This is a genomic window from Chryseobacterium arthrosphaerae (assembly GCF_001684965.1).
In the GTDB taxonomy this organism is placed as follows: Bacteria; Bacteroidota; Bacteroidia; order Flavobacteriales; family Weeksellaceae; genus Chryseobacterium; species Chryseobacterium arthrosphaerae.
In genome coordinates this window covers 1,611,070-1,635,405 of sequence record NZ_MAYG01000001.1, presented here as the reverse complement: position 1 = coordinate 1,635,405, position 24,336 = coordinate 1,611,070, and the positions used below count along the sequence as shown (strand labels likewise).

Genomic DNA, 24,336 nt, shown 5'->3' with positions numbered 1-24,336 from the left:
GTACCGTAAAATTTAAATTTATGGATACCAAAGAATCATACGCTGTGGTCACGGGAGCAAGCCAGGGTTTGGGAAAAGCATTTGCAGAAAACCTGGCAAAGAAAAATATCAATGTGATCCTGGTAAGTCTTCCGGATCAGAATCTGAAGGAACTTTCCCGGGAACTTGAAGACCATTACCATATCAAAGCTCATTACTATGAAGTGGATCTTTCTGTGAATGAAAATGTGATGAAGCTTACGGAATGGCTAAACCGGTCTTTTGAAATTCATATCCTGATCAATAATGCAGGATTGGGAGGAACCAAGAAATTTACTGAAGCAACTTCAGATTATATCAATACCATCTTACAGGTAAATGTGACGGCTACATCACTTATTACCCATCAGCTTTTGCCCAACCTTTTAAGACAGCCCAAAGCCTTTATTTTAAATGTTTCGAGTATGGCTGCTTTTTCCCCGATAGGTTTTAAAACAGTATATCCTGCTTCCAAAACGTTTATCCATTCGTTTTCCAGAGGTCTGCACGAAGAACTGAAAGATACCAATGTCTTTGTAAGCGTTGTGAATCCCGGAGCCATGAAAACCAATACGGATGTCTGCAAAAGAATTGAAAAACAGGGATTTTGGGGAAGACTGACCCTTTTAAATCCTGATAAAGTGGCATCTTACAGCATTCATCAGCTGTTCAAAAAAGATTCCGTGATCATGGTAAACCCGGTCAGCTGGCTGGTGATGAAGATCTTACCGATATGGATCAAGCTTCCGCTGATGACACAGGCCATCAAAAGAGAAATTGAAGCATAAACAGGTATTGTTGAGGAGGATGGTTGTATATTGCTTTGGGCAAAAATGAATACTGAACTTATGAAAAAAGTGTGTGTAACCGGTGCTACCGGACTTTTGGGAACTCATGTTATCATAAAATTATTACAAGATGGTTATTCTGTTATTGCTCTGGTGCGCAAGAAAAGCGGCTGGATGGGCGAAGAAAGCGAGAATCTGAAACTGGTTGAAACTGATTTTTCATCCGATCTTTCATCATTTCTCATAGAGGTTGATCATTTCATTCATATTGCTGCGGAAACCCGTCAGGATCTGCTCAGCTATGAAGCGTATAAAAAGGTCAACTATGACCTGACAGTGCACCTGTTTAAGCAGGCAGAGGCAGCAGGCATCAGGAAGTTTCTGTTTGTAAGCACAGCCAATACCTTAGGATACGGGAATACGGCTTTCTGGGGAACTGAAGACGCGCCACAGCTTTATCCTTTCACCCATTCATTCTATGCCCAGACTAAACTGGAGACCGAAGACTATCTTCTGGAACAGGGTAAAAACATGGAGATAATTATTTTGAATCCCACTTTTATGATCGGAGCCTATGATCATAAACCCAGTTCAGGAAAAATTATATTCTGGGCCTGGAAAAAGAAGGTGATTTTCTATCCGAAAGGGGGTAAAAACTTTGTTCATGCAGAAGATGTCGCCCAGGGAATTTTACAAGCTGTATTACACGGAAAAACCGGGGAAAAATACCTTCTGGCAAATGAAAACTTAACCTATAGAGAATTTTTTAAAAAGATAAACAAAATTACAGGTCAGACTCCGGTAATGATCCCGATTCCGGATAGGGTGCTGAGCTTTTTGGGATTGTTGGGCGACGGGCTGAGAAAACTGAAGATCAGAACCAGCCTCAGCACATCAAATATGAAAGCGCTTCAGATCAATAATTATTATTCTAACCGTAAGTCTTCACAAGAACTTGGACTTCAGTATCAGCCTGTTGATAAGGCCATAGAAGACGCCATTGAATATTTTAACCAAAAAAATACGAATCCTCAAAATTAAAACATATGAAGTAAGGGTTCCTCAGGAATGACAAGAGCAGAAATTCTCAGTGCTGGGTTTTCAATAAAGATCTATTGTGCCTTGTCATTCCCTGGAATCTTAATGATGTATATGATTGATTTTTTATCTGTTGTCAGTGCTTGAAAGTTGTCAGGGCTTCTTCTAAAGTTCCCACAAAATTCACATGTTTTGTTGTATTACTTTCGAAAATAAAATCCTTTATACTCTTGCTTTCATATTTGCTGAAGTCGCCAACGATGGCCAGCCCTATACGGTAATTTGAAAATTTCTGAAGAATTTCCCCGGCAATTCCGGTTTTCAGATCAAAGAATTCAGGGGTAATGTTTTTTTCATGAAGGATAACTTTGTCAAATCCCTGATAATACACATTTCCCATAAGATCCAGCCCGTCCTGTGCAGATTGAATGATGATTTCACCGGAAACAATTTCCGCTATTTTTATAGAGTTGACCTCGTGTGATTTGATTTTCATGGTGTTTAGTGATTATTTATTTTTTTCCATAAATAAACCTGTCATTTTCAGATAGGTCTTTCAGTAATTGAGCATCAGAGAAATCCTGATAAAGCTTCAGGGTTTCCGGGCCTAATTTCTGGTTGATCTCTAAAAAGAGAAGTCCGCTGTCATTCAGGTGCTCTCTGGCATCTTCTGCAATTTTTCTGTAAAAGATCAGGGAATCGGCGGTAGGGGAGAAAAGGGCCATTTTAGGTTCAAATTCTTTCACAGAGTCCGCAATTTCAATTTCTTCTTCAATTCCTATATAGGGCGGATTTGAAATAATGATATCATATTTTTCCTGAAGTTCAAAGTGAAGATAATCTGCATGGATGAAATTAACCGACAGCTGATGATAATCTGCATTTTTTTTCGCAGTTTTCAGCGCTTTTTCAGAAAAATCTATGGATGAAACTTCGGCTTCCGGAAAATATTTTTTCAGTACCAATGGTATGACCCCGCTTCCGGTTCCGATATCAAGAATCTTTAAAACTTGAGAGCTCTGTACTTTTTTTATTTCACGGATGGCTATCTCAAGCAATTCCTCTGTTTCCGGGCGGGGGATCAGTACATTTTCATCCACAAAGAATTTCATTCCGTAAAATTCAGTTTCACCCAGAATCTGAAGGTAAGGTCTTCCTGTTTTTAATTCCGAAATGATATGGGAAAATTTCTCTTCATTCTCTGAGGAAATTTCCTGATCTGCCAGTTGGCGTTGCTGGACCGTATTTAATTCCAGGATATTTTGAGCAAACATCTGAAAGATAAACGCATTTTCTGATGCGGTATAAAGGTCTGAAAGCTGTGATGAGAAATTTGCTTTAAGTTCTGATACTGTCATTGTATTTAATAAAACATTTCTGTTTTCTTACTTTTTAATTCAATTTTATTTTCGCCGACCTGAAATTCATCCATTAAAGGAGAAGGTATTTTTTTGTTGATTTTTTCCTTCCAGCTTTTCGTTTTTACCGTATTGTTTTTATTGCAGTCTTCAGATGAATAGTCAAATACTGCATCTCCGGTAGAAAGATTATAATCCAATGACTGGAAATAATCACATGGTGCCCCAACATTTACGGAAGCACCAATCAGGTACCAATTGTTGTTCTGGAATCTGTATCTGTGGGTGTAATGCCACTTCTGCCGGCTTCCTCCGAAATGACTGACGATAATGGTTTTGTTTTTAATACTGATTCCTTCATAAGGATTTCCCATCATTCCTCCATGTTGGGTAGACAGGATAGGATTTGTTGACTGGTGCCACAGGACCCAGTTTTCACCTTCCTTTTTATAAACAGCCAGGCTCTGAGCGAATCCCAGATCCCCTTCAATAGGAGTTTCGTAGACGCAGACAGCTTCATCTTCAGGAGTATTGTCCAGATTTCCAAACTGTTTGTCTTTTAAAGTCCAGAATTCTGGAGTAAATTCCTCGAGACTTTTTGCTTTCTTCAGGGTAATTTCAGTATCAAAATTTCCACTTTTTACCGCATCCTGAAAGGCGTCTATTGTACTCTGCTTTTCTCCGGATACCTTTGGAATGTCTGTTCTGATATTCTCAGCCTCTTTTGGAAAATCAGGGAGCGTAAAGCTTTTTGGTTTGGAATCCGGGGTATAATATTTTATCTCACGATATTCGTAGTCAATCAGCTTCTTTTTGCTGCTGGCTCCTTCATCGGGGTCTTGTCTGTAATGTTTTTTTGAGATCCAGTTTCCCTGTTGATCATAAACGTATTCAAAAGTTTCAGCATATAAAGGATGGCCTGTATACTCTATGCTTTGCTCAAAAATAAGGTTGTTGTGCTCATCATACTTCCGGAGGGTTTTGGTAGATTTTTCTGTTCCAAGCATGTGATATTGCTGTTCGGTACGCTCCCGGTAATCTTCAGAATAATAGTACTCGGTTTTATTTTCCAGGGAATTATGATTGGCCAGCCAGATCTCTGAAAGCAGATAGCCGTTTTTATCATAGCTGAAGGTTACATCCCGGTTTTCAATGATGTAATCTTTACTGTCAATAGGCTTATATGTTCCATTCATCCATTGATAGCGATGAACTTTTGTCTGATATAACGGTGTTTTTTTGGTGAGAAAAGGAAACTCGAAAATATATTCTTCTTCAGGATTTGCTAACGAATCATAGCTGTAATCAATGATTTTAACCGTAGTTTTTTTACTGTCCGAAGAATGGCTGTATTTTGTATACCCCTCATAAATAAATGCTTTCCTGTCATCGATCTTATAATCTATTTCTTCCTGAAGAATATGCTCCTTATCATAGAAAAGCCAGTTGTAGCTGTATATATTTTTCTCAACGGATTCTCTCAGAACGGGAAGACCATTTCTGTAATGAAACTTTTCGATTACCGGATCTGTATTGCCATTATAATACTGCTGATACAGTTTTCGGCCATCCGGAAGGTATTCCGTATAGGATTCACGGGTATAATAAAGTCCGTCACGGTTTACAGAATTACGGTTCTTTTGCGCTGCTTTTTTAAATTTTGTAACAGAGAAAATGTTTCCCGATTCAAAGTTTACTGTATCTTCATAACAGCTGTTAAAAGTATGATTGTCCAGAAACCCATTGACCGATGTTTCTTTTTTCTGAGCACAGCCGATGATAAAACTCATCGAAAAGATAAGTTGTAAGGTTTTGGGAAATACAATATTTCGGATTTCTGGAATATTCATTTACCTCGTGAAAACAAGTTTTATATCTGTTGATCTTTCTTCATCAATTCTGTAGCCTTCATAGTTAAAGGCTTTTACATCATCCAGGGTTTTAGCATTGGTTTCTGCACAGAACCTTACAACAAGACCTCTGGCGTGCTTGGTATACACTACGATCGTTTTCAGTTTGCCTTCTTTCAGCTCATAGAAATCAAAATCAATCACCTGATGATTCAGTTTTTTACGGTCAATTACTTTTCCGTACTCATTGCTGGCAAGGTGAAGAAGAATTTCTCCTTTTTTCATCTCAGAATTCAGCTGATCCGTAATCTTTTCTCTCCAGAATTCGTAAAGGTTTTTGTACTGATCAAATTCAAAATGACGTCCCATTTCAAGCCTGTAAAGCATAACCTTGTCAGAAGGTTTCAGCAATCCGTACAATCCGGAAAGCATTCTGTAGTTTTTCTGCAGGTAATCTACTGCATCTTTATCAAGCGTTTTGGCATCCAGGCCTCTGTATACTTCACCTGCAAAGGCAAACAGCGCCGGGGCAGATTCTTTGGCCGTAGGTTTTGATTTCCATCTTTGGTTTCTTTCCCAGTTTTCATCAGCCAGTTTGGGTGATATTTCCATCAGCTCAGAAAGATATTTCGGAGATTTTTCCTTTAAATAAGATTGTATAAATGCAGCGTCTTCAATGAATTTCGGGGTGGTAGATCTCAACAGGTCTGTTGTAGTTTCTACGTTCATTAATTTCGCAGGAGATGTTATAATTTTCATACTATTAAAATACAGATTACTATTTAATTCCGATAAAATTCATAGCCATCAGAGATACAAAATCAATCATAAAATGGCAGATAATCAGAATTTTGATATTTGAATAAAGTTTATAAAATGCAGCAAAAACGGCTCCAATAAAGAAAGGAATAACTACCTGGCCTATTGTTCCGTAAGTACTGTGAAGAATTCCGAATAAAATTGCAGAGACGATGATTCCTATAATCGGACTGCTGTATATTTTTTCAATTCTCGGCTGTATATATCCCCGCATCAGAAGTTCTTCCACAGCACCTGCTGTAAAACATGTAAAAATAATTAAAAAATAGTCATTTTTAAAAACCGATGTGAGCTGAACAAGTTTATGGCTCGTCTGTTCATCTGTTAAAAGCTTGATCAGGATATTCAGAAAAGTACCTCCAGCTATGCAAATAAGGTATAAACCTATAACCGCTTTGAGATAAAACGCTATTGAATATTGTTTTTCCCTCTTTAGTAAAAAAGGTTCTTTTTCAATGAACAGATTGTACAGAAATATGACACCCAAAACCATCCAGATGATCACTCTTGTAAGCAGAAAATTGTTGGATGTAATTCCTTTTATCCCTGTAAAAGCACTGACAGCAGAGAAACCGTAAAGCATCACTGCGGCCAAAAGCGTAAACGTAAGTAAAATTCCTGTGGAATATTTCCCATTAAGCCCCATCATTCACTCGTCAACTTTGGATGATGAATTATATAATTCCTTTTCCCTGACGGATAACTTCCGGTTCTCCTGAAGTAAGATCCACAATAGTGGAAGCTACGTTATCACCATATCCTGAATCAATGACAATGTCTACCAGATGATCATATTTTTCTGCAATCAGCTCAGGGTCTGTAGAATATTCAATGATCTCATCATCATCCCTGATGGAGGTAGAAGCGATAGGGTGGCCCAGCTTTTCAACGATAAGCTGTGGAATCGGGTGATCAGGAACACGGATACCAATTGTTTTATGACCTTTGTAAGCCAGCGGCAGGCTTTTATTGGCTTCAAGGATAAAGGTAAACGGACCCGGAAGGTGGCTTTTCAGAAATCTGAAAACTGAAGTTTCAATAGGTCTTGTAAAGTCTGAAAGATGGCTCAGATCGTTACAGATGATTGAGAATTTGGCCTTTTCCAGCTTCGTTTTTTTCAGCTGGGCCAGTTTTTCCATGGCTTTTATATCAAAAATATTACAGCCCAGGGCATAGATCGTATCTGAAGGATAGATAATCAGTCCGCCGTTGTTTAATGTTTTAATGACTTCATTCACAAGATTTTCCTGTGGGTTGTCCGGATAAATTTTTAATATTTTTGCCATAAAACAAAGATACAAATAATAAAATAGTTTTCATAAAAGTCCCTTATTTAAAAGAAAAATTAGGATTTGTAAAAAATATTCGTACCTTTGCAATCCAATATCGCGGGATGGAGCAGTAGGTAGCTCGTCGGGCTCATAACCCGAAGGTCATCGGTTCGAGTCCGGTTCCCGCTACTAAGTAAGTGCTGTCGGTAAGCACTCTAAAAATACACCGCGGGATGGAGCAGTAGGTAGCTCGTCGGGCTCATAACCCGAAGGTCATCGGTTCGAGTCCGGTTCCCGCTACTAAGCAAGTGCTGTCGGTAAAGCACTCTAAAAATACACCGCGGGATGGAGCAGTAGGTAGCTCGTCGGGCTCATAACCCGAAGGTCATCGGTTCGAGTCCGGTTCCCGCTACTAAGCAAGTGCTGTCGGTAAGCACTCTAAAGATACACCGCGGGATGGAGCAGTAGGTAGCTCGTCGGGCTCATAACCCGAAGGTCATCGGTTCGAGTCCGGTTCCCGCTACTAAGCAAGTGCTGTCGGTAAAGCACTCTAAAAAATACACCGCGGGATGGAGCAGTAGGTAGCTCGTCGGGCTCATAACCCGAAGGTCATCGGTTCGAGTCCGGTTCCCGCTACTCAACGAGAGAAGTAATGTCATATTACTTCTCTTTTTTTATTTGATCAGGCACAAAAGTTGTGGATTATGCAAAAAGTTTGGTTAATCTAAAGAGAAAAAATGGATCAGGTTCAAAAACTGGGGAGTAGTACAAAACGTACACTATTTTTAGTTGAATACAATAAACTATTATAAAAAACGCAAAGAAAGATCATTTGAATGTTTGATTTTTAAGGGAGCAAAGAATGAAAAGCTTCGCCGTTGAAGGAAATGGCTCCATAAGAACCAATTTCATTGATTCCATTCTTTGCCTCCTCAGGAATACCAGATGAGGTGATAAAACTTTGCGTTAATTCAATTCATCAATACAAACAAAAGTATCTCCCCAACTTTTGTACCTGACCCTAAAAAGTCATTTTTTAATTTCCGGTACTGGTTTTCCACTGTTTATAAGCTTCTCTCATACAGTGTCCACAGGGGCGGTAATTATTTTGGAGCGCTTCTGCTTCATCCGTAAAGAAAACCCTGTTTTCCTTTTTCATTCTTTTTCCGGATTTACAATTGAGTAATCCATAGATCTTCAGTTTTTTATTTCCGCCAAAGAGAATTTCACGGTTGTGGATTTTACTTCTCAATGTAATGCCGGATATTTGTAAATGGTGTATCATATTTTAAAAATACATGAGCAGAGTATTATAATCTGACATACATCTCCCTTTTTCTTTCTGCTATTAGCTGACTGCATCGTGAAAAATAATTCCCAGGGCATAGCGGTTTCCCTTCCGTACTTCGCTTACTCCATGTTTCATGTTGACTCTGTAATAGCCTTTTGTACCTTTTTCAGGTTTAAAATTTGTAGTGAAAATAAGGGCATCCCCTTTTTTAGGTTTTAAAACAACAGCTTTTGACTGTGCTCTGGGAATCTGTTGGGTAAGTACAAATTCCCCACCTGTGAAATCCTGATCAGGCTCACTGAGCATTAAGACAATCTGAATAGGAAAATACAGATCGCCATACAGATCCTGATGTAAAGTATTGAAGCCTCCCTCGCCATATTTTAAAATAAGAACGGTTGCTTTTTGCTGACCATGGGCATTGCATTGCTGTAAAAAATCAGTGTGATCTGATGGAAAGGAAGTGTTGATATGTAAGGCCTTAAACCATGAATTGGCAATAGGAGCCAGATGCGGATAAACAGATGTTCTGATATCCCGGATCAGGTCAGGTAAAGGATAATCAAAATATTTATATTCACCTAAACCAAATCTGTGACGGGCCATGACAACAGTTTTGCGGTACCGGGAATTATCGTCATAACCGGATTTTAGTATTTCACATTCATTGTCTGACAGGATGCCGGGCAGAACAGCGTACCCGTTCTGATGCATTTCTTCTGTGATATTGTGCCAGTCTATACTTCCAATTTTTTTGATAATATCTGCCATTGTTTGTTTTTATACAGCAAAGATCTGGAGCAATTGAAAGGTATACAATCCGAAACGTGCGGTATTTCAGTATTCAGAAGGGAAAGTCAGAATATCCTGGCACTTATTATTTGGATAATGTTTCCTTTATCAAATCTGATATAATTGATAGGTGAGTCCTCTGATGGTAACGGTTTCTGCATTATTCTGGACCATTGATATAACTAAAATCTGGATGACAAGACTATACCAGTTTAAAAATACTTTTGCAGTGTTAATTAAAATAAAGATAACGATGAATTACACAATTAAAAAAGCAAGCCTTGAGGATCTTAATGAAACAGCGGAATTGTTTGATCTTTACCGTGTTTTTTACAGGCAGGAATCAGACATTGAAAAAGGAAAGGCTTTTCTGAAGGAAAGATTTCTAAACAGTGAATCTGATATTTTTCTTGCCATGGCAGATGGAAAGGCTGTTGGGTTTGTACAGCTTTACAAACTGTTTCACTATACTAAATTACAGAAGCAATGGCTGCTGAGCGACCTGTTTGTACACCCTGACTATAGGGGGAAAGGCCTTTCTGTAGCTTTGATTGACCGCAGTAAGCAGTGGTGTGAAGAAACAGGAGCCTGTGGCCTGATGCTTGAAACAGAAAAGACCAATGATATCGGAAATACATTATATCCCCGATGTGGATTTGAGTATGACGGACTGCACAATTACTACCACTGGTGGAAATAGTAAAAGAAGGTTGAAAACAGAATGTTGAGTCGAATTATTTCTACAGGCGTCACCATTTAATTCTACAGTGATTCTTTTACCGGACAAAAGCATAATTTTATTTTTGTACAGCTCTAGGGGTCATGGGTAGGACAGTTGACCCCTTAGAGTGTTGCAAAAAAATCTCCGTCTAATTTTCTACTTTTTCCCCAAGTTTTATGATTAGTACCACAAAACTGCTTTTTCTGACGGAGATTTTTTGCTTTAGATTTACCTTGTTTTACAAAATGATTGCTCACTTTTATCTTTCAATAAAAATGCTGTTTTATGGAATACTGAATCAGTTGATGATGATCTTTTTGGTAACAGGTTCAGGGTTGTGATCATTTTTAACAGACAACAGGTAGGTGCCCTTTGACAGCCCGGCAGATTTTAAATCTATACTGTAATCAGCATTATTTTTCAACTGTATTCTTTCAGATAACACCAGTTTGCCAGTAAGATCATAGATGGCCAGGTCGATGGAAGAATAATTTTTTGGAAAACTTAAAGTAATGAAATCTTTAGCAGGAACAGGATATACCGAAAACCCTTTGTCTTTAACCAATACATCCGAAACAGACAGATTACTGCTGTTCTGGGTAAAGAATTCCCATATTTTCTGGGTGTATGAAATATCATTTTGTGAAGTCAGCCATACGTGATTAGCATTATTCACTTTATAAAGTTCAATAACAGAATTGTTGCTGGGGCTGGTATATCTGTAATGGTCTACAGTAAACCCGTCATTGGCGGTATCAGGAAGAAGTGTATGTACAGGTGTGCTGTTTGATGAATTGTTGTTTTTCCAGTAGCTGATCATTTGATCTACAGAATTTCCGAAGTTATTGTTGCTGTAGCCGATCGTGGAGTCAGATGTACCATGGAAATGGGCAATAGATACGGGACGTCCGGGAGTTCCTGCGGCTACAGGCAGAATTGCGTTTCCGAAAGTTCCTGCTACGGAAGCAAAAACCTTTATTTTATTATTTAAGACCAGTGCAAGCCTTTCCGTCATAAATCCTCCCATGGAAAAACCACAGGCGAAAACTTTATCAGGATTAATGCTGTAGGTTTGCTTTACCGTATCAATCAGACTGCTGATGAACCCAACATCATCTACGTTGGCATTGGGGGTGTAAAAAGAATAGCCTGCCCCTGAATTCCAGGCTGTGCCGGATAAAGGGTCATTTAATGCCTGCGGGCAGATCACAATGATATTATTTGTTTCGGCGAGTGCTGCAAAACCGATATTTCTAAAATTATTCATGGTATCTCCCAGGCCGTGCAGTGTGATTACCAGCGAAGCCGGATTTTGAGAGTTATAATTGGAAGGAACATAAATAGAATATTCCCTGAGCCCCGAACTATGCTGCAGGGTTGCAGTCTGCCATTGTTGACTGTAAAAAATACCGGTGATCAAAAGGAATAAAAATAGAATCGATTTTTTTGTCATATCTTTTTTTTCCAAAGATATTGAGGCCGTTTGTATAGTCAATTTGACAAAAATCAAATAAAAAAATAAATGTTTTGACAAATATCAAAACATTTATTTTTTAGATCGTATCCTGCTTAACGTCTCCTGGGTAATTCCTAAAAATGAGGCAATCATACCCAATGTAAGAAGTTCTGCAGCTCTGGGATGTGATTTTATGAAGTCATCATACCGTTCTTCAGCAGATTGGAACAGCATTCTGTCAATTCTGTTCTGGGTCATAATCAAAACACTGCTCATGATCATCCTATACAGATATTGAATATCCGGGAATTGTTCAGAAAGTTCCTCAAGGTCATCATAGCTTAGTTTCCATAGAACGCAGTCATCCAGAAGTTCTATTCCGCGCTTATCCGGTTTTTGGCGGATAAAGCTGATAATGGATAACAGTAAAGTTTCTTCTCCTCTGAAGCCGTCTGTGATATCTTTTTCCTCTTTATAATAAAAGATACGGGCGGCACCTTTCTCTATAAAATAGATATGTTGGCAGGTATGGCCGGGCTTTACTAAAATAGTGTTTTTGGGAAGTTCTTCTTTCTGCAGTTTTGTAAAAATAGCCATCATCCCCTCAAGTGATAAAGAAACAGGTGGAATGTCTTTATTGTCAAGCATCGAACTGACGTAGGAATTGATTGCGGTAAAAATATGAAGCATGTTGGGATAGGATAAAAATAGCATTAAAAAAATCCCACTCTGGAAAAAGCGGGATTTATTATTTTAAAATTAAATATTATTGAGCCAGTTGAGCATAAGGAGTAAGCTTGTTGTCATCAGACATTGTCTGTCCCAAAAACTCTCTTTTCTGATCTGCCTTCATTCTTCCGGCAGCATCATTAGCGTTAAGATAAGCTTCGCCCAGTTTTGTAGCAATATCAGTCGGCTTAAAGTCAAACTTTGTATCGCCTTCTACGCCCAGATATCCGTTCTTTCTTGTAAGGTTGGTAATATAATTGTTGTAATTGATCATGGTTCCTCTCAGCATATTGTTATGATATTCCATACACTTTTTAGCTTTTTTGGAAGAATTGTTCAGGATACAGTTTTTCATATTGTTTCTGTACAGGAACCATTCAGATTCTAAGATACCATATTCTTTACCCAAAGCAATCTTTCCGTTGGTTACAATATTGTTATCACCTTCCTTTGTAGAAATTGTCTGAAGGTGCTGAATAACCAATGGAACTGTAGCTTCGATTTTTGATTTAGTATCTTTCAGTATGCTAAGGTCAGCAGCCGGAGAATTTTTTTTCTGTGCTGTAGTAACGTTAAAAATAAGCAGCAATAGTACAATCAGTAAATTATATCTTTTCATGAGAAATTTTTAAGGCACTAAAATAAATATAATTTCCCGGTTAAAACAAATTTCATTTTGATTTTATTTAATAAAATTTAACAAGTTTTAAGAATTTTTAGTTGAAATACTCTTTTTTCTATGGATAAAGCAGGATATGTTTTCAGTCTATTATATATTTAATGATATTTTAATTAATTTTATTCAATTGAATTTCAATATGTTACCTTTTTAAACTGTTTTATCACTAAAAAAATAGTTGTTTGATTCATTTTTATTTCTACATTTGTATAACTAATTTCTTAGTGATATAGGGTTTCATGGTTTTATATTACTGTAATGATAAAAGAGACGGAATATGAAAATTCAGACGTTAACGAAAGCAGAAGAGCAGGTAATGCAGTATGTATGGAAAATAGAAAAAGGATTCCTGAAGGATGTTCTTGATCTTTTCCCGGAACCTAAACCGCACACCAATACGGTTTCTACCATCCTGAAAGTATTGAAGGATAAAGAATTTGTAGACTACCGTGTGCATGGAAGACAGCATGAGTATTTTCCGTTGGTATCCAAGGAACAGTATTCTGGAAAGACGATGAAAAGTCTTGTGAAAAACTATTTTAAAGGATCTTATAAAAGTGCTGTTTCATTTCTGGTAGAAAAAAATGAAATGACAGTGGAAGACCTTGAAATGCTGTTGGACGAACTCAAAAACAAAGACTAAAGACCTATGGAAGCAATACTTTTATACTTTGGAAAAACAATTGTATGTTCAGGTGTAATGTTTCTGTACTATCAGTTGTCTTTAAAAGACAGGACATTTCATCATTACAACAGATTTTATCTGCTGGCCGCCATCGTGATATCATTACTGCTGCCTCTGATCAGAATAGATGATTTCACAATTGAAGTGAACAGTGATGTGTATATGCTTCTTGACAGGATTCAGAATTTTAATACAGACAAAAAATTAGACAATGGTAACCTTTATTTTAACATTATTTTTTCAGCTCTGGGACTGGTTTCTTTCTATTTTTTAGGAAGACTGACCTACGGGATTTTTAAAATCCGGCAATTCAAAAAACAGTTTCAGAAAGAGAGTTTTGACGGGATCAATTTTTACCGTACAGACCTGACCGAAGCCCCGTTCTCTTACTTTAAAAATCTTTTCTGGAAGAATACAATCACATTGAATTCTGAAGTAGGGAAACAGATTTTAAAGCACGAAATGGTTCATATTGAACAGAAACATTCATTTGATAAGATCTTTATCGAAATCATTACCGCTGTTTTCTGGTTCAACCCGTTTTTTCATATCATTAAAAAAGAAATTAATCTAATCCATGAATATCTGGCTGATAAAAAAGCCGTAAAACATTCGGACACCAAAGCATTTGCGCAGATGCTTTTAGCAAGCCACTTTTCCGGAACACAGTTGCCTGCTGCCAGTCCGTTTCTAAGTTCAAACCTTAAAAAAAGACTTAAGATGTTACAAAAACCAAAAACCAAGTTCGGATATGCGCGAAGAATTTTTGCATTACCGGTTTTATTCTCAGTAGCCTTTGCTTATCTGGTAAATGCTAAAAACAGGGAAATTGAAGAGACCAACCTTTCTATTGAGAAAGCCGTTTTAAAAATCAAAAAAGATACTGTAAGACCAGAACAAAACGCTCAAAGAGAAAAGATAGAAGCCGGAGAACCTTCATCTCCGGAGACAGAAGCAAAATTAGCTGCACTTGAGAAAAATATAAAAGAAAAAGAGACCGAGCTGAAGGAATTGAATCCTGAAAGCGATGCTTTTAATAAGAAAATTGATGAGATCAGCAGCTTGGCAGCAGAAATAGGATCAACTGTTGCCAACATAGAAGTTGATAAACATTTCAACTCTCCTGAATGGAAAAACCAGATGAAGGAACTTGAAAATCTGAATCCTCTTGATAAAAAACAGCTTCGCAGAATAGAAAAAGAAGCGGCAAGGGCAGGACGAGAGGCTGCAAAAATAGTGAGTAAACTGCAGGTTCCTCCTACACCTCCTGTTGCCCCTGAGGCACCCGAAGCTCCTAAAGTATTGTATTTTAACGATAATGTTGTGAATTACAAAGACCTGGGACCTAAAGAAAAAGAAGCCGTACGTAAAGCAATGAAGGAGGCTAAAAAAGCAATGCAGGAGAGCATGAAAGCGATGAAAGAAAGCCAGAAAGCCAGGATAGAAAGCGGGAAAATAAAAATTGACGTAGAAAAGATACGGAAAGATGCAGAAAAGGCAAGAATTGATGCACAGAAAATCGCTGCAGAAAGTATGAAGGGCCTTAAGGAAATTAATTTTTCCCAATTGGGAAATTCATCTAAGGTCATTGTAATGAATGCCGATTTCATTAAAAAAGACGGCAATGGAAACATTTCTATGGATGGAGTGAAAAAGTTCAATATAAGCAGCGGAGATGATTTTATGTACAAATATTACATTGACGGAAGAGAGGTTTCCAAAGATGATGTTAATCGCTTAAATCCTTCTGAAATTGCCAGGGTAATGGTCAATAATCAGAAAACAGGAGATCTGAAAAAAGGCGAAGTAAAAGTTGAAACAAAAAAATAAAGTTCCATCAGGCTTTGTCAGTATTCTATTGGCAAAGCCTTTTTTATAATAGTACCTATGAAAAGCAAAGTCCTATTTTTTATGCTTCTGGGAATACTCACCAGTGCTCAGATCAACAGGTTTTTTTATGAATACACATTTATTCCGGATTCCGGCAATAAAGAAGATGTAAAGAAAGAAATGATGCTGCTGGATATTAATAAAAACGGGTCAGATTATTACAGTCATGATAAATTTGTAGCAGATTCCATTGCAAAAGTTGAACTTGAAAAACAGCTGAAAGCAGGCGGAGGAAGTATAAGCATCAACAGAAAAGAAAAACCCGGCCAGGTTTCATATAAAGTGACCAAACAATACCCGGATTTTAAAACCTATCTTTTCAGAAGCATCTCTATGGATAAATACAAGATCAGAGAAGATAAGAAACCGGAGTGGAAAATTCTCCCGGATAAGCAGAAAATAGGAGAGTATAATGCCCAGAAAGCAGTAGCCAGTGTGGGAGGTAGAGAATGGACAGCCTGGTTTACTACCGATATTCCTCTGCAGGATGGTCCTTATATTTTCTATGGCCTTCCTGGGTTGATCGTGCAAATTGAAGATGCCACCGGATCTCACAAGATGACTTTGGCAGGCAATAAAAAAGTACAAGCTCCCGATGCCAGTGAAGACCTTCAGCTTCCCGATCATGTAAAAGTACTTGGATTAGGCGGAAAAGAGATTGAAGTGACGAAAGATCAGTTTAAAAAAGCATGGAAAGCCTACGTAAATGATCCTACCAAGAATATGAGGGAAATGATGATGAAAAACGGAGGAGACAACAATACCAAAGTCGCCTTCAAAGTGAAAACCGCAGACGGAAAGGAAATTTCTGACCCAAGCCAGGTATTCCGTGAAATGGAAAAAAGAACGAAAGAGGCCCTTCAAAAAGATAATAATCCGATAGAACCGGATCTCGTGAACTAACATTATATATTTTCTAATACCGGCAGGGTGGCATAAGTGTCATCCTGTTTTCTATTCAGGATTGGGGCCATTAAACTGATCAAGGTTTTTTTTCCTCTTTGAATCAACAATAAGTCAACAATAATCAGCGTTATATCTCATGACAGAAAAAGAAAAATGTGCAGCAGGCCTTTTATACAATGCCAACTATGATCAGGAACTTATTCAGGAGCGGATACGGTGTAAAGATCTGTGCCAGGAATATAATGGGTTGAAAAATTCTGATATAGAAAACAGATACAGACTCCTTAAAAGCATTCTGGGAAGCCTAAAAGAAAATATCTGTATAGAACCCAGTTTCTGGTGTGATTACGGATACAATATTGAAGTAGGAGAGAATTTCTATGCCAATCACAACCTGGTTATTTTGGATTGTGCCAAAGTAAAGTTCGGTGATAATGTATTTATCGGTCCAAACTGCAGTTTTTATACCGCAGGACATCCGCTGGATGCCCGCCGGAGAAATGAAGGTCTTGAGTATGCACATCCCATTACAATAGGTGATAATGTATGGTTGGGAGGCAATGTTGTAGTTCTTCCGGGTGTTTCTGTCGGGAATAACTCGGTGATAGGAGCGGGAAGTGTGGTGACGAAAGATATTCCGGAAAATGTAGTTGCAGTAGGAAATCCTTGTAAAGTAGTAAAAAATATTATAGAAAATAATTAAAAACTAAATCAGACTAACCATGAGAAAAATGATCATCCTCTTCAGCCTTATCCTGGCTGCAATGACCAATGCCCAGAATCAGAGATTCATTTACGAGTACAAATTTGTCATAGACTCTACTGCTAAAGATAAGCAGGAAAGTGAAACCATGTATCTGGATATTGTATCAAAAGGATCCAAATTTTACAGTAGAGACTATTTCGAATCCGACTCCACGATGCAGGCCATTGTAGAAAAAGATACTCAAAGCCTGAATATTAACCTTGGAAACTTTAAGTTTAAAGGTAAAATACGGTACAATATTGAAAAAATGTACCCGCAGTATGCTGTGAATTTCTTTACAGTCCTCGGTTCTGATGAATACCATATTCAGGAAGACAGAAAACAGGTCTGGAAAATTCTTCCGGAAAAAGAAAAAATAGGGGAGTTCAATACGCAGAAAGCTGTTTGTGATTTTGCCGGTAGAAAATGGACGGCATGGTTCACAGCAGATCTTCCTATTCAGGATGGGCCGTATAAATTTTACGGACTTCCGGGACTGATTGTAAAAATTGAAGACAATACCCGGTCTCACTCATTCGAATTAAAAGGGAGTAAAAAACTTCCGGCTGCGTTTGAATGGAAAAGTACGAAAGATAAAGAACGCTATAATCCTCTTATTGCCATCAACGAAGCAAAATTTAGAAAAACATTCAAAGACTACCGTCTTGATCCTATGAAAACCCAGAAACAAATGCTGGCACAGGGAGTCATTGTTGAAATGAGAGACAGCTCCGGAAATCGGGTGGATCCGGTACAGTCGCAAAGAAATCAGGAAACTCTTGCCAAGGCTAATATTAAAAGACAGAACAACATCCTTGAATTAGACCTTTTAAAATAAATACCTTATCATAATTACAAAATAAAATCCCGAAACATCATTCCGGGATTTTTTATATCTGAAGAGTCAGCTATTATGCTAATTTCTGGGAATCTGCAATAAACTGAGCCAATCCGCTGTCTGTTAATGGGTGCTTCAATAAGCTCAGGATCGGAGGAAGTGGAGACGTAATAACGTCAGCTCCGATTTTAGCACAGTCGATGATGTGCATTGAGTGACGGATAGAAGCAGCTAAAATTTCAGTTTCAAACATATAGTTATCGAAAATTAATCTGATCTCCTGGATAAGGTTTAATCCGTCAGTAGAAATATCATCCAATCTTCCTAGGAACGGAGACACATAAGTAGCTCCTGCTTTAGCGGCTAAAAGAGCCTGCCCCGGAGAGAAAATAAGAGTACAGTTGGTTTTGATCCCTTTGTCTGAAAAATATTTTAAAGCTTTGATCCCGTCTTTGATCATTGGGATCTTTACAACGATATTCGGGTGAATAGCAGCCAATTCGTCTCCTTCTTTAATCATTTCCTCATACGTGGTAGAAAGAACTTCCGCAGAAATATCCCCGTCTACAAGTTCGCAGATCGTTTTATAATGGTTCTTGATGGCTTCAGCTCCCTGAATACCTTCCTTAGCCATTAACGATGGGTTAGTAGTTACCCCGTCTAAGATTCCAAGGTCTCTTGCTTCCTTGATTTGCTCTAAATTAGCTGTGTCAATAAAAAATTTCATTTTGATAAATAGATTTATTTCCGCAAAGATAAGCGAATTAATTGAGTTCTGGAATATGAACAGGAGAGTTTTCAGAGTTTGAGCGTATAGAATATGGACACAGGTTTTAAGGCTTGTGATGGAAACTCTGAAGATTAAAAAGGGTTAAAAAATTTCGGAATCAAAAGAAACTGTAGTTTATCCGGAGTATACTCATTAGTTTTGCAAATGACAAACTGACAACCGGCATCATGAAAAATAAAAACTTCACAGCAACCCTTGAAATTATCGGAATCAATCCTTTTGTCTTTGTTCCGGAAAAAGTTTTGGATCAGATTTTTAAAGATTCAGGAAGGGACAAAAGCCCGGTTCCGGTAAGAGGTACGGTAAACGGAAAAGAATTTCAACAGAATCTGATGAAATATTTAGGGGAATGGAGACTGTATATTAATACGGTGATGTTGAAAAATTCGCCTAAAAGAATAGGGGAAGTGATTGAAGTGATGCTGGAATATGATGATTCGGACAGAAGTATTACGATCCATCCGCAGCTCGAAAAGGCTATAAGAGAAAGCAGTCTCGCTGCTGCCAGTTTCGAAAAGCTGACTCCTTCAAGAAAGCATGAGCTGATCCGCTATATCAATAATCTCAAAACAGAAGCTGCTATTGAACGGAATATTGAAAAAATAATCCGGCATCTGCACGGGGAAACAGATTTTTTTGGAAAGAAAATAGAATAAAAGTCAATAAAAAAAACCGGAAATTTTCCGGTTTTTGTTGTTATGAATTTAAAGCTTTGCTTAGTTTTACAGCATCCTCATTGGTCGGATCATACTGTATAGACTTGGCAATATGCTCTTTTGCTTTCGCAGGGTTACTTTGCTGTTCTGCAAAGGCAATATAAAAATAGGCATAAGCCAGATTCTTTTTATTTTGTTCCACTTCTTCCGGTTTTACCGTCGCAATGTATTTTTCATAAGCGATTTTTGCATTGGCATCATCTTTAGCAGACTGATAGGCATAAGCCTGGCTGTAATATGACGGAGCCCAATCCGGCAATAGTGCTGATATTTTTTTCCAGGTTTCTATGGCATTGGTCCAATCTGAAGCTTCCTGATAAGCAGCAGCGAGTTTTGCCAGTGATTCTGTGTCTTTCGGGTTAGCCTCAATTTGTTTCTTAAGACCTTCAATTGTCGGATTACCTGTTTGGGTTACAGCAGCTGTAGTAGCTGTCTTATTCACAGTGTCTGTCTGAGTTGTTTGTGCATTTACAAAACTTGCAGCTCCTACAAGTGTCAAACCTAAAAATAGATTTTTAATATTAACGTTAGCCATTTTCATATTCTTATATTTAAAAATTCTGAATTCTAAAATTCAATTATAATTCCAGAAAAACTCAAATTTTAGAGGATTTAAGTTTTTTTAGAAAATATTAACGGGATCCGTACTTTTTTTAATGTAATTTTTGATTCGTTGAAGTTTGGGGTCTATCTTTGTACTTCAACTTTTTGATCAACCCTATAATTTTATTGTATGAACATTATACTGGCCTCTACATCTACACTTTTCGGTGGAGAATATTTAGAATACCTAAGAGAAGAACTTATCCGTTTATATGCAGGAATTGACGAAATCGTTTTTATTCCTTTTGCAAGACCCGGTGGGATTTCCCACGATGATTACACGGCGAAAGCACGTTCTTTTTTTGAAACCATCAATATCAAAGTGAAAGGACTTCATGAATTTGAAAATAAAAAAGAGGCTTTAGATCAGGCAAAAGGATATTTTACCGGTGGCGGAAATACATTTTTGCTGGTTAAAACATTACACGAAGAAGGGCTGATGTCTGTTGTAAAGGAAAACGTAGAAAAAGGGAAACCTTACCTGGGATGCAGTGCAGGAAGTAATATCGGAGGACAGAACATGAAAACCACGAATGATATGCCTATCGTTTATCCTCCAAGCTTCGACTGTATGGGATTGGTTCCGTTCAATCTCAATCCGCATTATCTGGATCCTAATCCGGATCTGAAACACAATGGAGAAACCAGAGAAACCCGTATCATGGAATTCCTTACCCAGAATGACATCAAGGTTGTAGGCCTTAGAGAAGGAAACTGGATCAGGAGAATAGGGGACACCATTACCGTGGAAGGAAGTGAACTGACCAGAATCTTTGAGAAAGATAAAGAACCTTACGAAATAGAAAGCGGAAGCCCACTATCATGAGGAAAGAAGATATAGACCGTTTTATAGAGCGTAATCTTAAGAATTTCTCCGTCAACAGTACGGGTTGGGAGGGAATTATCAGACAAATGCTGTTTGAATTTGCCATAGGAGGCTGGAATCTTGAAAAAGATGTTTTTGGGAAAGAAGATTTCGGGGAGCTGTGCTGCAATATATATTCTGAAGATAAAAATCTGAATACCACGCTTCAGAAGATTACAGACAAATACTCGGAATTATCTCAGAAGACCTGTGAGATATGCGGTAGTGAAGGTAAAATGAGAACCGTAGATTCCTGGCAGACCACTTTATGCCTGAACCATTTTCTTGACCAGAAACCTGTGATGGAAATTGATGAGGAATTGAATGTAAAATATAAGAAGAAAGCCATCCTCAATATTAAAGATCTCGTTAAAGCAGAAGCAGAATGCGATCTTCAGGAGTTAAAGCTTTACACAAAGGAATCTGTAAGTGCCGGTGAGCCCTTCAGTTTTTCATGGCATGAACCGAACTATTATCTGCTTTTGAAAACTGTTCCTTTGGATTTGTTTCAGCAGGATATCCAACATGAAATTTCAGATCTTTTCCGGAACCTGAGAGACTGTGAAATATGCGGTTACAAAGCACTTCATCATAAATACTGTTTACGGTGCGGCAACGAGCCATGGGGTGCAAGCCAGTTCCATAGGGATGATTATGAAGGAGAGATAGATTACATAAAGACCTGCCAGATGGATGCTTTTATAGACGAAAGCGATTATGAAAAGTATTTTAAATACGACTGTTCATTTGAGAAAGTTCCGGATCACAGGATCCTTTTTACTTCAGATGATCTGGAAGAATATGAATAGCTTTTATTTTAACTATATTTGATCAGATTTTGAATATAATACTACGAAGAAATCGGTCACAGATTGGCTAAAGAAATCAAGACCATTAATAAAGTCAAGAACCAAACGACAAAGTAATGAAGAAAACACTTGCAGGACTCATCCTTTCCGTACAGGTTGTTTCTGCCCAGAATATCGCTCAGAAATTAGATAAGGTAACCAAAGACCTGATGGATTCTTCGGGAGCAGTTTCCTCCAGTCTGTCATTTTATGTTTCAGATGAAAATGGAAACTTTATCTATGAATACCAGGGAAGCAAAGGGCTTTCCACAGCCTCTACCCAGAAAATCTTTACCGCCGGAGCTGCCCTTGAAACTCTGGGTAAAGAGTATACCTATACCACCACATCAAGCTATTCGGGAAATATATCCGGTGGAACCTTGAACGGTAACCTTTTCATCAGTTCCAATGGAGATCCTACCCTGGGAAGCTGGCGTTACGATGCCTATAAGCCCGAAAATTTTAAAAACAAGCTGATAGAAGCAGTAAAAAAATCAGGAATTACAAAAATATCGGGAGACCTGGTGATTGATGATTCTTATTTTGACCATCAGACCATTCCCGGAGGATGGCCGTGGGACGATCTTGGTAATTATTATGGTGCAGGAGTCTGGGGAATCAACTGGAGGGAGAATCAGTTTGATATCAACATCAATGGAACTGATTTTAAAAGTTTCTCCTATCCTTTAGAAGGAGTACAATGGTTAAATGACCTGAAGACCGGTGGAAGCTCAGATCAGAGTTTGATTTTTACCGCCCCGCATTCTGAAGTTGCACTGATCAACGGAATGCTGCCGGGAGGGAAAACGGTGACGGTATCAGGTTCTACCCCCAATCCGCCATTGCAGCTGGCTGCAGAAGTAAAACAATGGCTGAAAGAATCCGGAATTGAACTTTCAGGAAAAGCAGTCACGAATTCTCAATTGGAAATAGAAGGGAAAAAAGCACTGGAAGCTCCGAAAAATAATATCATTCTGACCTATCAGTCTCCTACGCTGGATAAAATTGTCTACTGGTTTCTGAGAAAAAGTATCAACCTTTATGGGGAAACGTTAATCAAAACCTTAGGAAAAGAGAAAAAAGGAAACCCCGGCTTCAAAAGCGGCGTCTCTTATCTGAAAGAGTTCTGGAAATCAAAAGGAATCAACCCGAATATGATCAACTTTGCAGACGGAAGCGGACTTTCCCCACAGAATTATGTGTCGGCAAAAGCTGAAGTACAGGCCCTTTTATATGCTAAAAAACAGTCATGGTTTGAAGCGTACTATAATGGTTTTCCGGTGCAGGATAACGGAATGAAAATGAAGAGCGGTACCATGAGGGATACCAAATCTTTCGCAGGCTACCATACGGCAAAGGACGGTAAAAAATATGTGTTTTCGATTATTATCAACAACTATCAGGGAAGCGGCAATACAGAGCTGCAAAAGATCCTGAATGTTTTAAAATAAAATAACTTGAGGAAATCCATACTCACCAGGCTGAATAACTGGATCATTTTTGTTGTCATGACTACTTTGGTGATTGCCATCGTAGTGGCCTCCACATCGCTGATCAATTTTCTCAGAAAAGAAGAGATCAAAAGGATCAGCCTCCTTTCGAAAGCGATCAGGATACAGCAGGAAGTCAAAACCCCGGATACCGATGTCCTGGATCTGCTTCCGGATATCCTTAATATTAATAATACCATTCCGTTTATTGTAACCGATAAATACAAAAACCCGATCCTTGACCTGGGCTATTACCGTAATATTCCTGAAAGTACAATAAATAACCCTGAAAAACTTCAGGACCTTATGCGGAATATGGAAAAAAACTATGATCCCATTGAAATCAAGGTTCCCGATGGTAATAACCAGTTCGTATATTATGACAACTCACGACTGCTGAATAACCTTCGGTATTCACCTTATATTTTAGGACTTTTTATCCTGCTGTATTTTGGCTTTTCTTTCTGGTTTTTCAGAACTATAAAAAAGACGGATGAAGGATATCTCTGGGCAGGTCTGGCTAAAGAAACAGCCCACCAGATCGGTACCCCTCTTTCTTCCATGATAGGCTGGATGGAAATCATGAAACTGGATAATCCGGAATCTGAAGGAATACACGAAATTGAAAAAGACATTGAAAGGCTGCGGACTATTTCTGAAAGATTTTCAAAAATAGGTTCTGTTCCTGAGCTCAATGATATGAACTTCAATGAAACAATTCAGGAAAATTTTGACTATTTAAAGACAAGAATATCAAGGAAGATCAATTTTACCTTACATCTCCCAACCTATACGCTTCTGGTTCCGCACAATAAAATCCTGATGAGCTGGGTGATCGAAAACCTTGTTAAAAATGCTGTGGATGCCATGAAAGGTGAGGGCACCATCGTGCTGTCTGTCTTTGAAAGAAACAAGAATATTCTGGTTGAGGTAAAAGATACCGGAAGCGGAATGACAAAACAACAGGCAAGCAATGCTTTTAAACCCGGATATTCTACCAAAAAAAGAGGCTGGGGACTGGGATTGTCTTTAGCAAGAAGGGTTATTCATGAATACCATAACGGGGATATTAAGATTTCCCAGACAGAGGTAGGAAAAGGAAGTACATTCAGAATCACTATCAGAAAGGCTTAATCAGATTTGCAATTTA

The 24,336-nt window shown here is 38.2% G+C and carries 26 protein-coding genes and 5 tRNA genes; 18 read left to right on the top strand and 13 right to left on the bottom strand.

All coding sequences use genetic code 11. The features are described from left to right. Positions 1 to 20 precede the first annotated feature (20 nt). Entirely contained in the window at positions 21 to 806 is a 786-nt protein-coding gene (locus tag BBI00_RS07485) for an SDR family NAD(P)-dependent oxidoreductase (RefSeq protein WP_065398176.1), read from the top strand. A 60-nt stretch (positions 807 to 866) separates the two neighbouring features. Further along, complete coding sequence (locus tag BBI00_RS07480) at positions 867 to 1,847, top strand: NAD-dependent epimerase/dehydratase family protein (RefSeq protein WP_065399659.1); 981 nt, start codon at positions 867 to 869, stop codon at positions 1,845 to 1,847. A gap of 133 nt (positions 1,848 to 1,980) precedes the next feature. Here the strand turns inward: BBI00_RS07480 and BBI00_RS07475 are convergent, their stop codons facing one another. The 6 genes from BBI00_RS07475 to BBI00_RS07450 are packed head-to-tail and all read right to left on the bottom strand — an operon-like array spanning position 1,981 to position 7,157. Beyond that, positions 1,981 to 2,340, bottom strand: coding sequence for a DUF4180 domain-containing protein (locus BBI00_RS07475; RefSeq protein ID WP_065398175.1), 360 nt, complete (start codon positions 2,338 to 2,340; stop codon positions 1,981 to 1,983). 16 nt (positions 2,341 to 2,356) lie between these two features. Further along, positions 2,357 to 3,202, bottom strand: a complete 846-nt coding sequence (gene prmC, locus BBI00_RS07470) for a peptide chain release factor N(5)-glutamine methyltransferase (RefSeq protein WP_065398174.1) — start codon at positions 3,200 to 3,202, stop codon at positions 2,357 to 2,359. A 5-nt stretch (positions 3,203 to 3,207) separates the two neighbouring features. Continuing rightward, on the bottom strand, positions 3,208 to 5,052 hold the full coding sequence (locus tag BBI00_RS07465) for a hypothetical protein (RefSeq protein ID WP_065398173.1): 1,845 nt from the start codon (positions 5,050 to 5,052) through the stop codon (positions 3,208 to 3,210). Continuing rightward, the gene (gene yaaA, locus BBI00_RS07460) at positions 5,053 to 5,811 is read right to left on the bottom strand and encodes a peroxide stress protein YaaA (protein ID WP_065398172.1); all 759 of its coding nucleotides are present in this window, start codon (positions 5,809 to 5,811) and stop codon (positions 5,053 to 5,055) included. A gap of 19 nt (positions 5,812 to 5,830) precedes the next feature. Continuing rightward, the gene (locus BBI00_RS07455) at positions 5,831 to 6,520 is read right to left on the bottom strand and encodes a CPBP family intramembrane glutamic endopeptidase (RefSeq protein WP_065398171.1); all 690 of its coding nucleotides are present in this window, start codon (positions 6,518 to 6,520) and stop codon (positions 5,831 to 5,833) included. A gap of 25 nt (positions 6,521 to 6,545) precedes the next feature. After that, positions 6,546 to 7,157 carry an L-threonylcarbamoyladenylate synthase gene (locus BBI00_RS07450; protein ID WP_065398170.1) on the bottom strand — a complete coding sequence of 204 codons (612 nt, stop codon included), beginning with the start codon at positions 7,155 to 7,157 and terminating at the stop codon, positions 6,546 to 6,548. A gap of 101 nt (positions 7,158 to 7,258) precedes the next feature. Between BBI00_RS07450 and BBI00_RS07445 the strand changes: the two genes are divergently transcribed. The 5 genes from BBI00_RS07445 (at position 7,259) to BBI00_RS07425 (ending at position 7,778) form a co-directional block, all read left to right on the top strand. Then, positions 7,259 to 7,331, top strand: a tRNA-Met gene (locus tag BBI00_RS07445). Positions 7,332 to 7,369: 38 nt separating this feature from the next. Beyond that, positions 7,370 to 7,442 (top strand) — tRNA-Met (locus BBI00_RS07440). Positions 7,443 to 7,481: 39 nt separating this feature from the next. After that, positions 7,482 to 7,554, top strand: a tRNA-Met gene (locus BBI00_RS07435). 38 nt (positions 7,555 to 7,592) lie between these two features. Next, positions 7,593 to 7,665 (top strand) — tRNA-Met (locus BBI00_RS07430). Positions 7,666 to 7,705: 40 nt separating this feature from the next. Further along, positions 7,706 to 7,778 (top strand) — tRNA-Met (locus BBI00_RS07425). A 400-nt stretch (positions 7,779 to 8,178) separates the two neighbouring features. On the opposite strand, the gene BBI00_RS07420 is transcribed toward BBI00_RS07425, so the two are convergent. Beyond that, the gene (locus tag BBI00_RS07420; RefSeq protein ID WP_065398169.1) at positions 8,179 to 8,427 is read right to left on the bottom strand and encodes an Ada metal-binding domain-containing protein; all 249 of its coding nucleotides are present in this window, start codon (positions 8,425 to 8,427) and stop codon (positions 8,179 to 8,181) included. Between the two features lie 63 nt (positions 8,428 to 8,490). Beyond that, positions 8,491 to 9,204, bottom strand: a complete 714-nt coding sequence (locus tag BBI00_RS07415) for a 2OG-Fe(II) oxygenase (protein ID WP_065398168.1) — start codon at positions 9,202 to 9,204, stop codon at positions 8,491 to 8,493. Between the two features lie 274 nt (positions 9,205 to 9,478). Here BBI00_RS07415 and BBI00_RS07410 point away from each other — a divergent pair, with 274 nt between their 5' ends. Next, positions 9,479 to 9,925, top strand: coding sequence for a GNAT family N-acetyltransferase (locus BBI00_RS07410; protein ID WP_065399658.1), 447 nt, complete (start codon positions 9,479 to 9,481; stop codon positions 9,923 to 9,925). A gap of 319 nt (positions 9,926 to 10,244) precedes the next feature. Here the strand turns inward: BBI00_RS07410 and BBI00_RS07405 are convergent, their stop codons facing one another. The 3 genes from BBI00_RS07405 to BBI00_RS07395 form a co-directional block, all read right to left on the bottom strand. Next, a complete protein-coding gene (locus tag BBI00_RS07405) occupies positions 10,245 to 11,399 on the bottom strand; it encodes a T9SS type A sorting domain-containing protein (RefSeq protein WP_123902229.1) in 1,155 nt (384 codons plus the stop codon). Positions 11,400 to 11,492: 93 nt separating this feature from the next. Further along, positions 11,493 to 12,092: a Crp/Fnr family transcriptional regulator gene (locus tag BBI00_RS07400; RefSeq protein WP_123842443.1), complete on the bottom strand. Its 600-nt coding sequence runs from the start codon at positions 12,090 to 12,092 to the stop codon at positions 11,493 to 11,495. 76 nt (positions 12,093 to 12,168) lie between these two features. Further along, entirely contained in the window at positions 12,169 to 12,750 is a 582-nt protein-coding gene (locus BBI00_RS07395; protein WP_065398166.1) for a hypothetical protein, read from the bottom strand. 337 nt (positions 12,751 to 13,087) lie between these two features. Here BBI00_RS07395 and BBI00_RS07390 point away from each other — a divergent pair, with 337 nt between their 5' ends. The 5 genes from BBI00_RS07390 (at position 13,088) to BBI00_RS07370 (ending at position 17,874) form a co-directional block, all read left to right on the top strand. After that, positions 13,088 to 13,453, top strand: coding sequence for a BlaI/MecI/CopY family transcriptional regulator (locus BBI00_RS07390; RefSeq protein WP_065398165.1), 366 nt, complete (start codon positions 13,088 to 13,090; stop codon positions 13,451 to 13,453). A 6-nt stretch (positions 13,454 to 13,459) separates the two neighbouring features. Further along, positions 13,460 to 15,325: a M56 family metallopeptidase gene (locus tag BBI00_RS07385; protein ID WP_065398164.1), complete on the top strand. Its 1,866-nt coding sequence runs from the start codon at positions 13,460 to 13,462 to the stop codon at positions 15,323 to 15,325. A 57-nt stretch (positions 15,326 to 15,382) separates the two neighbouring features. Further along, positions 15,383 to 16,288 carry a GLPGLI family protein gene (locus BBI00_RS07380; protein ID WP_065398163.1) on the top strand — a complete coding sequence of 302 codons (906 nt, stop codon included), beginning with the start codon at positions 15,383 to 15,385 and terminating at the stop codon, positions 16,286 to 16,288. A gap of 139 nt (positions 16,289 to 16,427) precedes the next feature. Beyond that, positions 16,428 to 16,994 (top strand): sugar O-acetyltransferase, encoded by a 567-nt coding sequence (locus BBI00_RS07375; RefSeq protein ID WP_065398162.1) that lies wholly within the window; start codon positions 16,428 to 16,430, stop codon positions 16,992 to 16,994. A 19-nt stretch (positions 16,995 to 17,013) separates the two neighbouring features. After that, the gene (locus BBI00_RS07370; protein ID WP_065398161.1) at positions 17,014 to 17,874 is read left to right on the top strand and encodes a GLPGLI family protein; all 861 of its coding nucleotides are present in this window, start codon (positions 17,014 to 17,016) and stop codon (positions 17,872 to 17,874) included. A gap of 73 nt (positions 17,875 to 17,947) precedes the next feature. On the opposite strand, the gene fsa is transcribed toward BBI00_RS07370, so the two are convergent. Next, positions 17,948 to 18,601 carry a fructose-6-phosphate aldolase gene (fsa, locus tag BBI00_RS07365; RefSeq protein ID WP_047094862.1) on the bottom strand — a complete coding sequence of 218 codons (654 nt, stop codon included), beginning with the start codon at positions 18,599 to 18,601 and terminating at the stop codon, positions 17,948 to 17,950. 230 nt (positions 18,602 to 18,831) lie between these two features. Here fsa and BBI00_RS07360 point away from each other — a divergent pair, with 230 nt between their 5' ends. Then, entirely contained in the window at positions 18,832 to 19,320 is a 489-nt protein-coding gene (locus BBI00_RS07360; RefSeq protein WP_065398160.1) for a YdeI/OmpD-associated family protein, read from the top strand. Positions 19,321 to 19,360: 40 nt separating this feature from the next. Here the strand turns inward: BBI00_RS07360 and BBI00_RS07355 are convergent, their stop codons facing one another. Continuing rightward, positions 19,361 to 19,921 (bottom strand): tetratricopeptide repeat protein, encoded by a 561-nt coding sequence (locus BBI00_RS07355; RefSeq protein WP_065398159.1) that lies wholly within the window; start codon positions 19,919 to 19,921, stop codon positions 19,361 to 19,363. 192 nt (positions 19,922 to 20,113) lie between these two features. Here BBI00_RS07355 and pepE point away from each other — a divergent pair, with 192 nt between their 5' ends. The 4 genes from pepE to BBI00_RS07335 all read left to right on the top strand — a co-directional run bounded on the left by pepE (position 20,114) and on the right by BBI00_RS07335 (position 24,320). Beyond that, positions 20,114 to 20,809 carry a dipeptidase PepE gene (gene pepE, locus BBI00_RS07350; RefSeq protein WP_065398158.1) on the top strand — a complete coding sequence of 232 codons (696 nt, stop codon included), beginning with the start codon at positions 20,114 to 20,116 and terminating at the stop codon, positions 20,807 to 20,809. Beyond that, positions 20,806 to 21,657, top strand: a complete 852-nt coding sequence (locus tag BBI00_RS07345; protein WP_065398157.1) for a hypothetical protein — start codon at positions 20,806 to 20,808, stop codon at positions 21,655 to 21,657. The genes pepE and BBI00_RS07345 overlap by 4 nt, the downstream gene beginning before the upstream one ends. A gap of 116 nt (positions 21,658 to 21,773) precedes the next feature. Then, positions 21,774 to 23,147 (top strand): D-alanyl-D-alanine carboxypeptidase/D-alanyl-D-alanine endopeptidase, encoded by a 1,374-nt coding sequence (dacB, locus tag BBI00_RS07340; RefSeq protein WP_065398156.1) that lies wholly within the window; start codon positions 21,774 to 21,776, stop codon positions 23,145 to 23,147. A 6-nt stretch (positions 23,148 to 23,153) separates the two neighbouring features. Further along, positions 23,154 to 24,320, top strand: a complete 1,167-nt coding sequence (locus BBI00_RS07335) for a sensor histidine kinase (protein WP_065398155.1) — start codon at positions 23,154 to 23,156, stop codon at positions 24,318 to 24,320. Positions 24,321 to 24,336 lie beyond the last annotated feature (16 nt).

Excerpts from the sequence above, each read along its gene's own strand:
- BBI00_RS07400 (WP_123842443.1), bottom strand. The coding sequence starts at position 12,092 with ATGCTTCATATTTTTACCGCAATCAATTCCTACGTCAGTTCGATGCTT.
- fsa (WP_047094862.1), bottom strand. The coding sequence starts at position 18,601 with ATGAAATTTTTTATTGACACAGCTAATTTAGAGCAAATCAAGGAAGCA.
- BBI00_RS07345 (WP_065398157.1), top strand. The coding sequence starts at position 20,806 with ATGAGGAAAGAAGATATAGACCGTTTTATAGAGCGTAATCTTAAGAAT.
- BBI00_RS07480 (WP_065399659.1), top strand. The coding sequence starts at position 867 with ATGAAAAAAGTGTGTGTAACCGGTGCTACCGGACTTTTGGGAACTCAT.
- BBI00_RS07395 (WP_065398166.1), bottom strand. The coding sequence starts at position 12,750 with ATGAAAAGATATAATTTACTGATTGTACTATTGCTGCTTATTTTTAAC.
- BBI00_RS07380 (WP_065398163.1), top strand. The coding sequence starts at position 15,383 with ATGAAAAGCAAAGTCCTATTTTTTATGCTTCTGGGAATACTCACCAGT.
- BBI00_RS07375 (WP_065398162.1), top strand. The coding sequence starts at position 16,428 with ATGACAGAAAAAGAAAAATGTGCAGCAGGCCTTTTATACAATGCCAAC.
- BBI00_RS07360 (WP_065398160.1), top strand. The coding sequence starts at position 18,832 with ATGAAAAATAAAAACTTCACAGCAACCCTTGAAATTATCGGAATCAAT.
- BBI00_RS07385 (WP_065398164.1), top strand. The coding sequence starts at position 13,460 with ATGGAAGCAATACTTTTATACTTTGGAAAAACAATTGTATGTTCAGGT.
- BBI00_RS07405 (WP_123902229.1), bottom strand. The coding sequence starts at position 11,399 with ATGACAAAAAAATCGATTCTATTTTTATTCCTTTTGATCACCGGTATT.
- BBI00_RS07465 (WP_065398173.1), bottom strand. The coding sequence starts at position 5,052 with ATGAATATTCCAGAAATCCGAAATATTGTATTTCCCAAAACCTTACAA.
- BBI00_RS07455 (WP_065398171.1), bottom strand. The coding sequence starts at position 6,520 with ATGATGGGGCTTAATGGGAAATATTCCACAGGAATTTTACTTACGTTT.
- BBI00_RS07415 (WP_065398168.1), bottom strand. The coding sequence starts at position 9,204 with ATGGCAGATATTATCAAAAAAATTGGAAGTATAGACTGGCACAATATC.
- dacB (WP_065398156.1), top strand. The coding sequence starts at position 21,774 with ATGAAGAAAACACTTGCAGGACTCATCCTTTCCGTACAGGTTGTTTCT.
- BBI00_RS07475 (WP_065398175.1), bottom strand. The coding sequence starts at position 2,340 with ATGAAAATCAAATCACACGAGGTCAACTCTATAAAAATAGCGGAAATT.
- BBI00_RS07485 (WP_065398176.1), top strand. The coding sequence starts at position 21 with ATGGATACCAAAGAATCATACGCTGTGGTCACGGGAGCAAGCCAGGGT.
- BBI00_RS07355 (WP_065398159.1), bottom strand. The coding sequence starts at position 19,921 with ATGAAAATGGCTAACGTTAATATTAAAAATCTATTTTTAGGTTTGACA.
- pepE (WP_065398158.1), top strand. The coding sequence starts at position 20,114 with ATGAACATTATACTGGCCTCTACATCTACACTTTTCGGTGGAGAATAT.
- BBI00_RS07370 (WP_065398161.1), top strand. The coding sequence starts at position 17,014 with ATGAGAAAAATGATCATCCTCTTCAGCCTTATCCTGGCTGCAATGACC.
- BBI00_RS07410 (WP_065399658.1), top strand. The coding sequence starts at position 9,479 with ATGAATTACACAATTAAAAAAGCAAGCCTTGAGGATCTTAATGAAACA.
- yaaA (WP_065398172.1), bottom strand. The coding sequence starts at position 5,811 with ATGAAAATTATAACATCTCCTGCGAAATTAATGAACGTAGAAACTACA.
- BBI00_RS07390 (WP_065398165.1), top strand. The coding sequence starts at position 13,088 with ATGAAAATTCAGACGTTAACGAAAGCAGAAGAGCAGGTAATGCAGTAT.
- prmC (WP_065398174.1), bottom strand. The coding sequence starts at position 3,202 with ATGACAGTATCAGAACTTAAAGCAAATTTCTCATCACAGCTTTCAGAC.
- BBI00_RS07450 (WP_065398170.1), bottom strand. The coding sequence starts at position 7,157 with ATGGCAAAAATATTAAAAATTTATCCGGACAACCCACAGGAAAATCTT.
- BBI00_RS07420 (WP_065398169.1), bottom strand. The coding sequence starts at position 8,427 with ATGATACACCATTTACAAATATCCGGCATTACATTGAGAAGTAAAATC.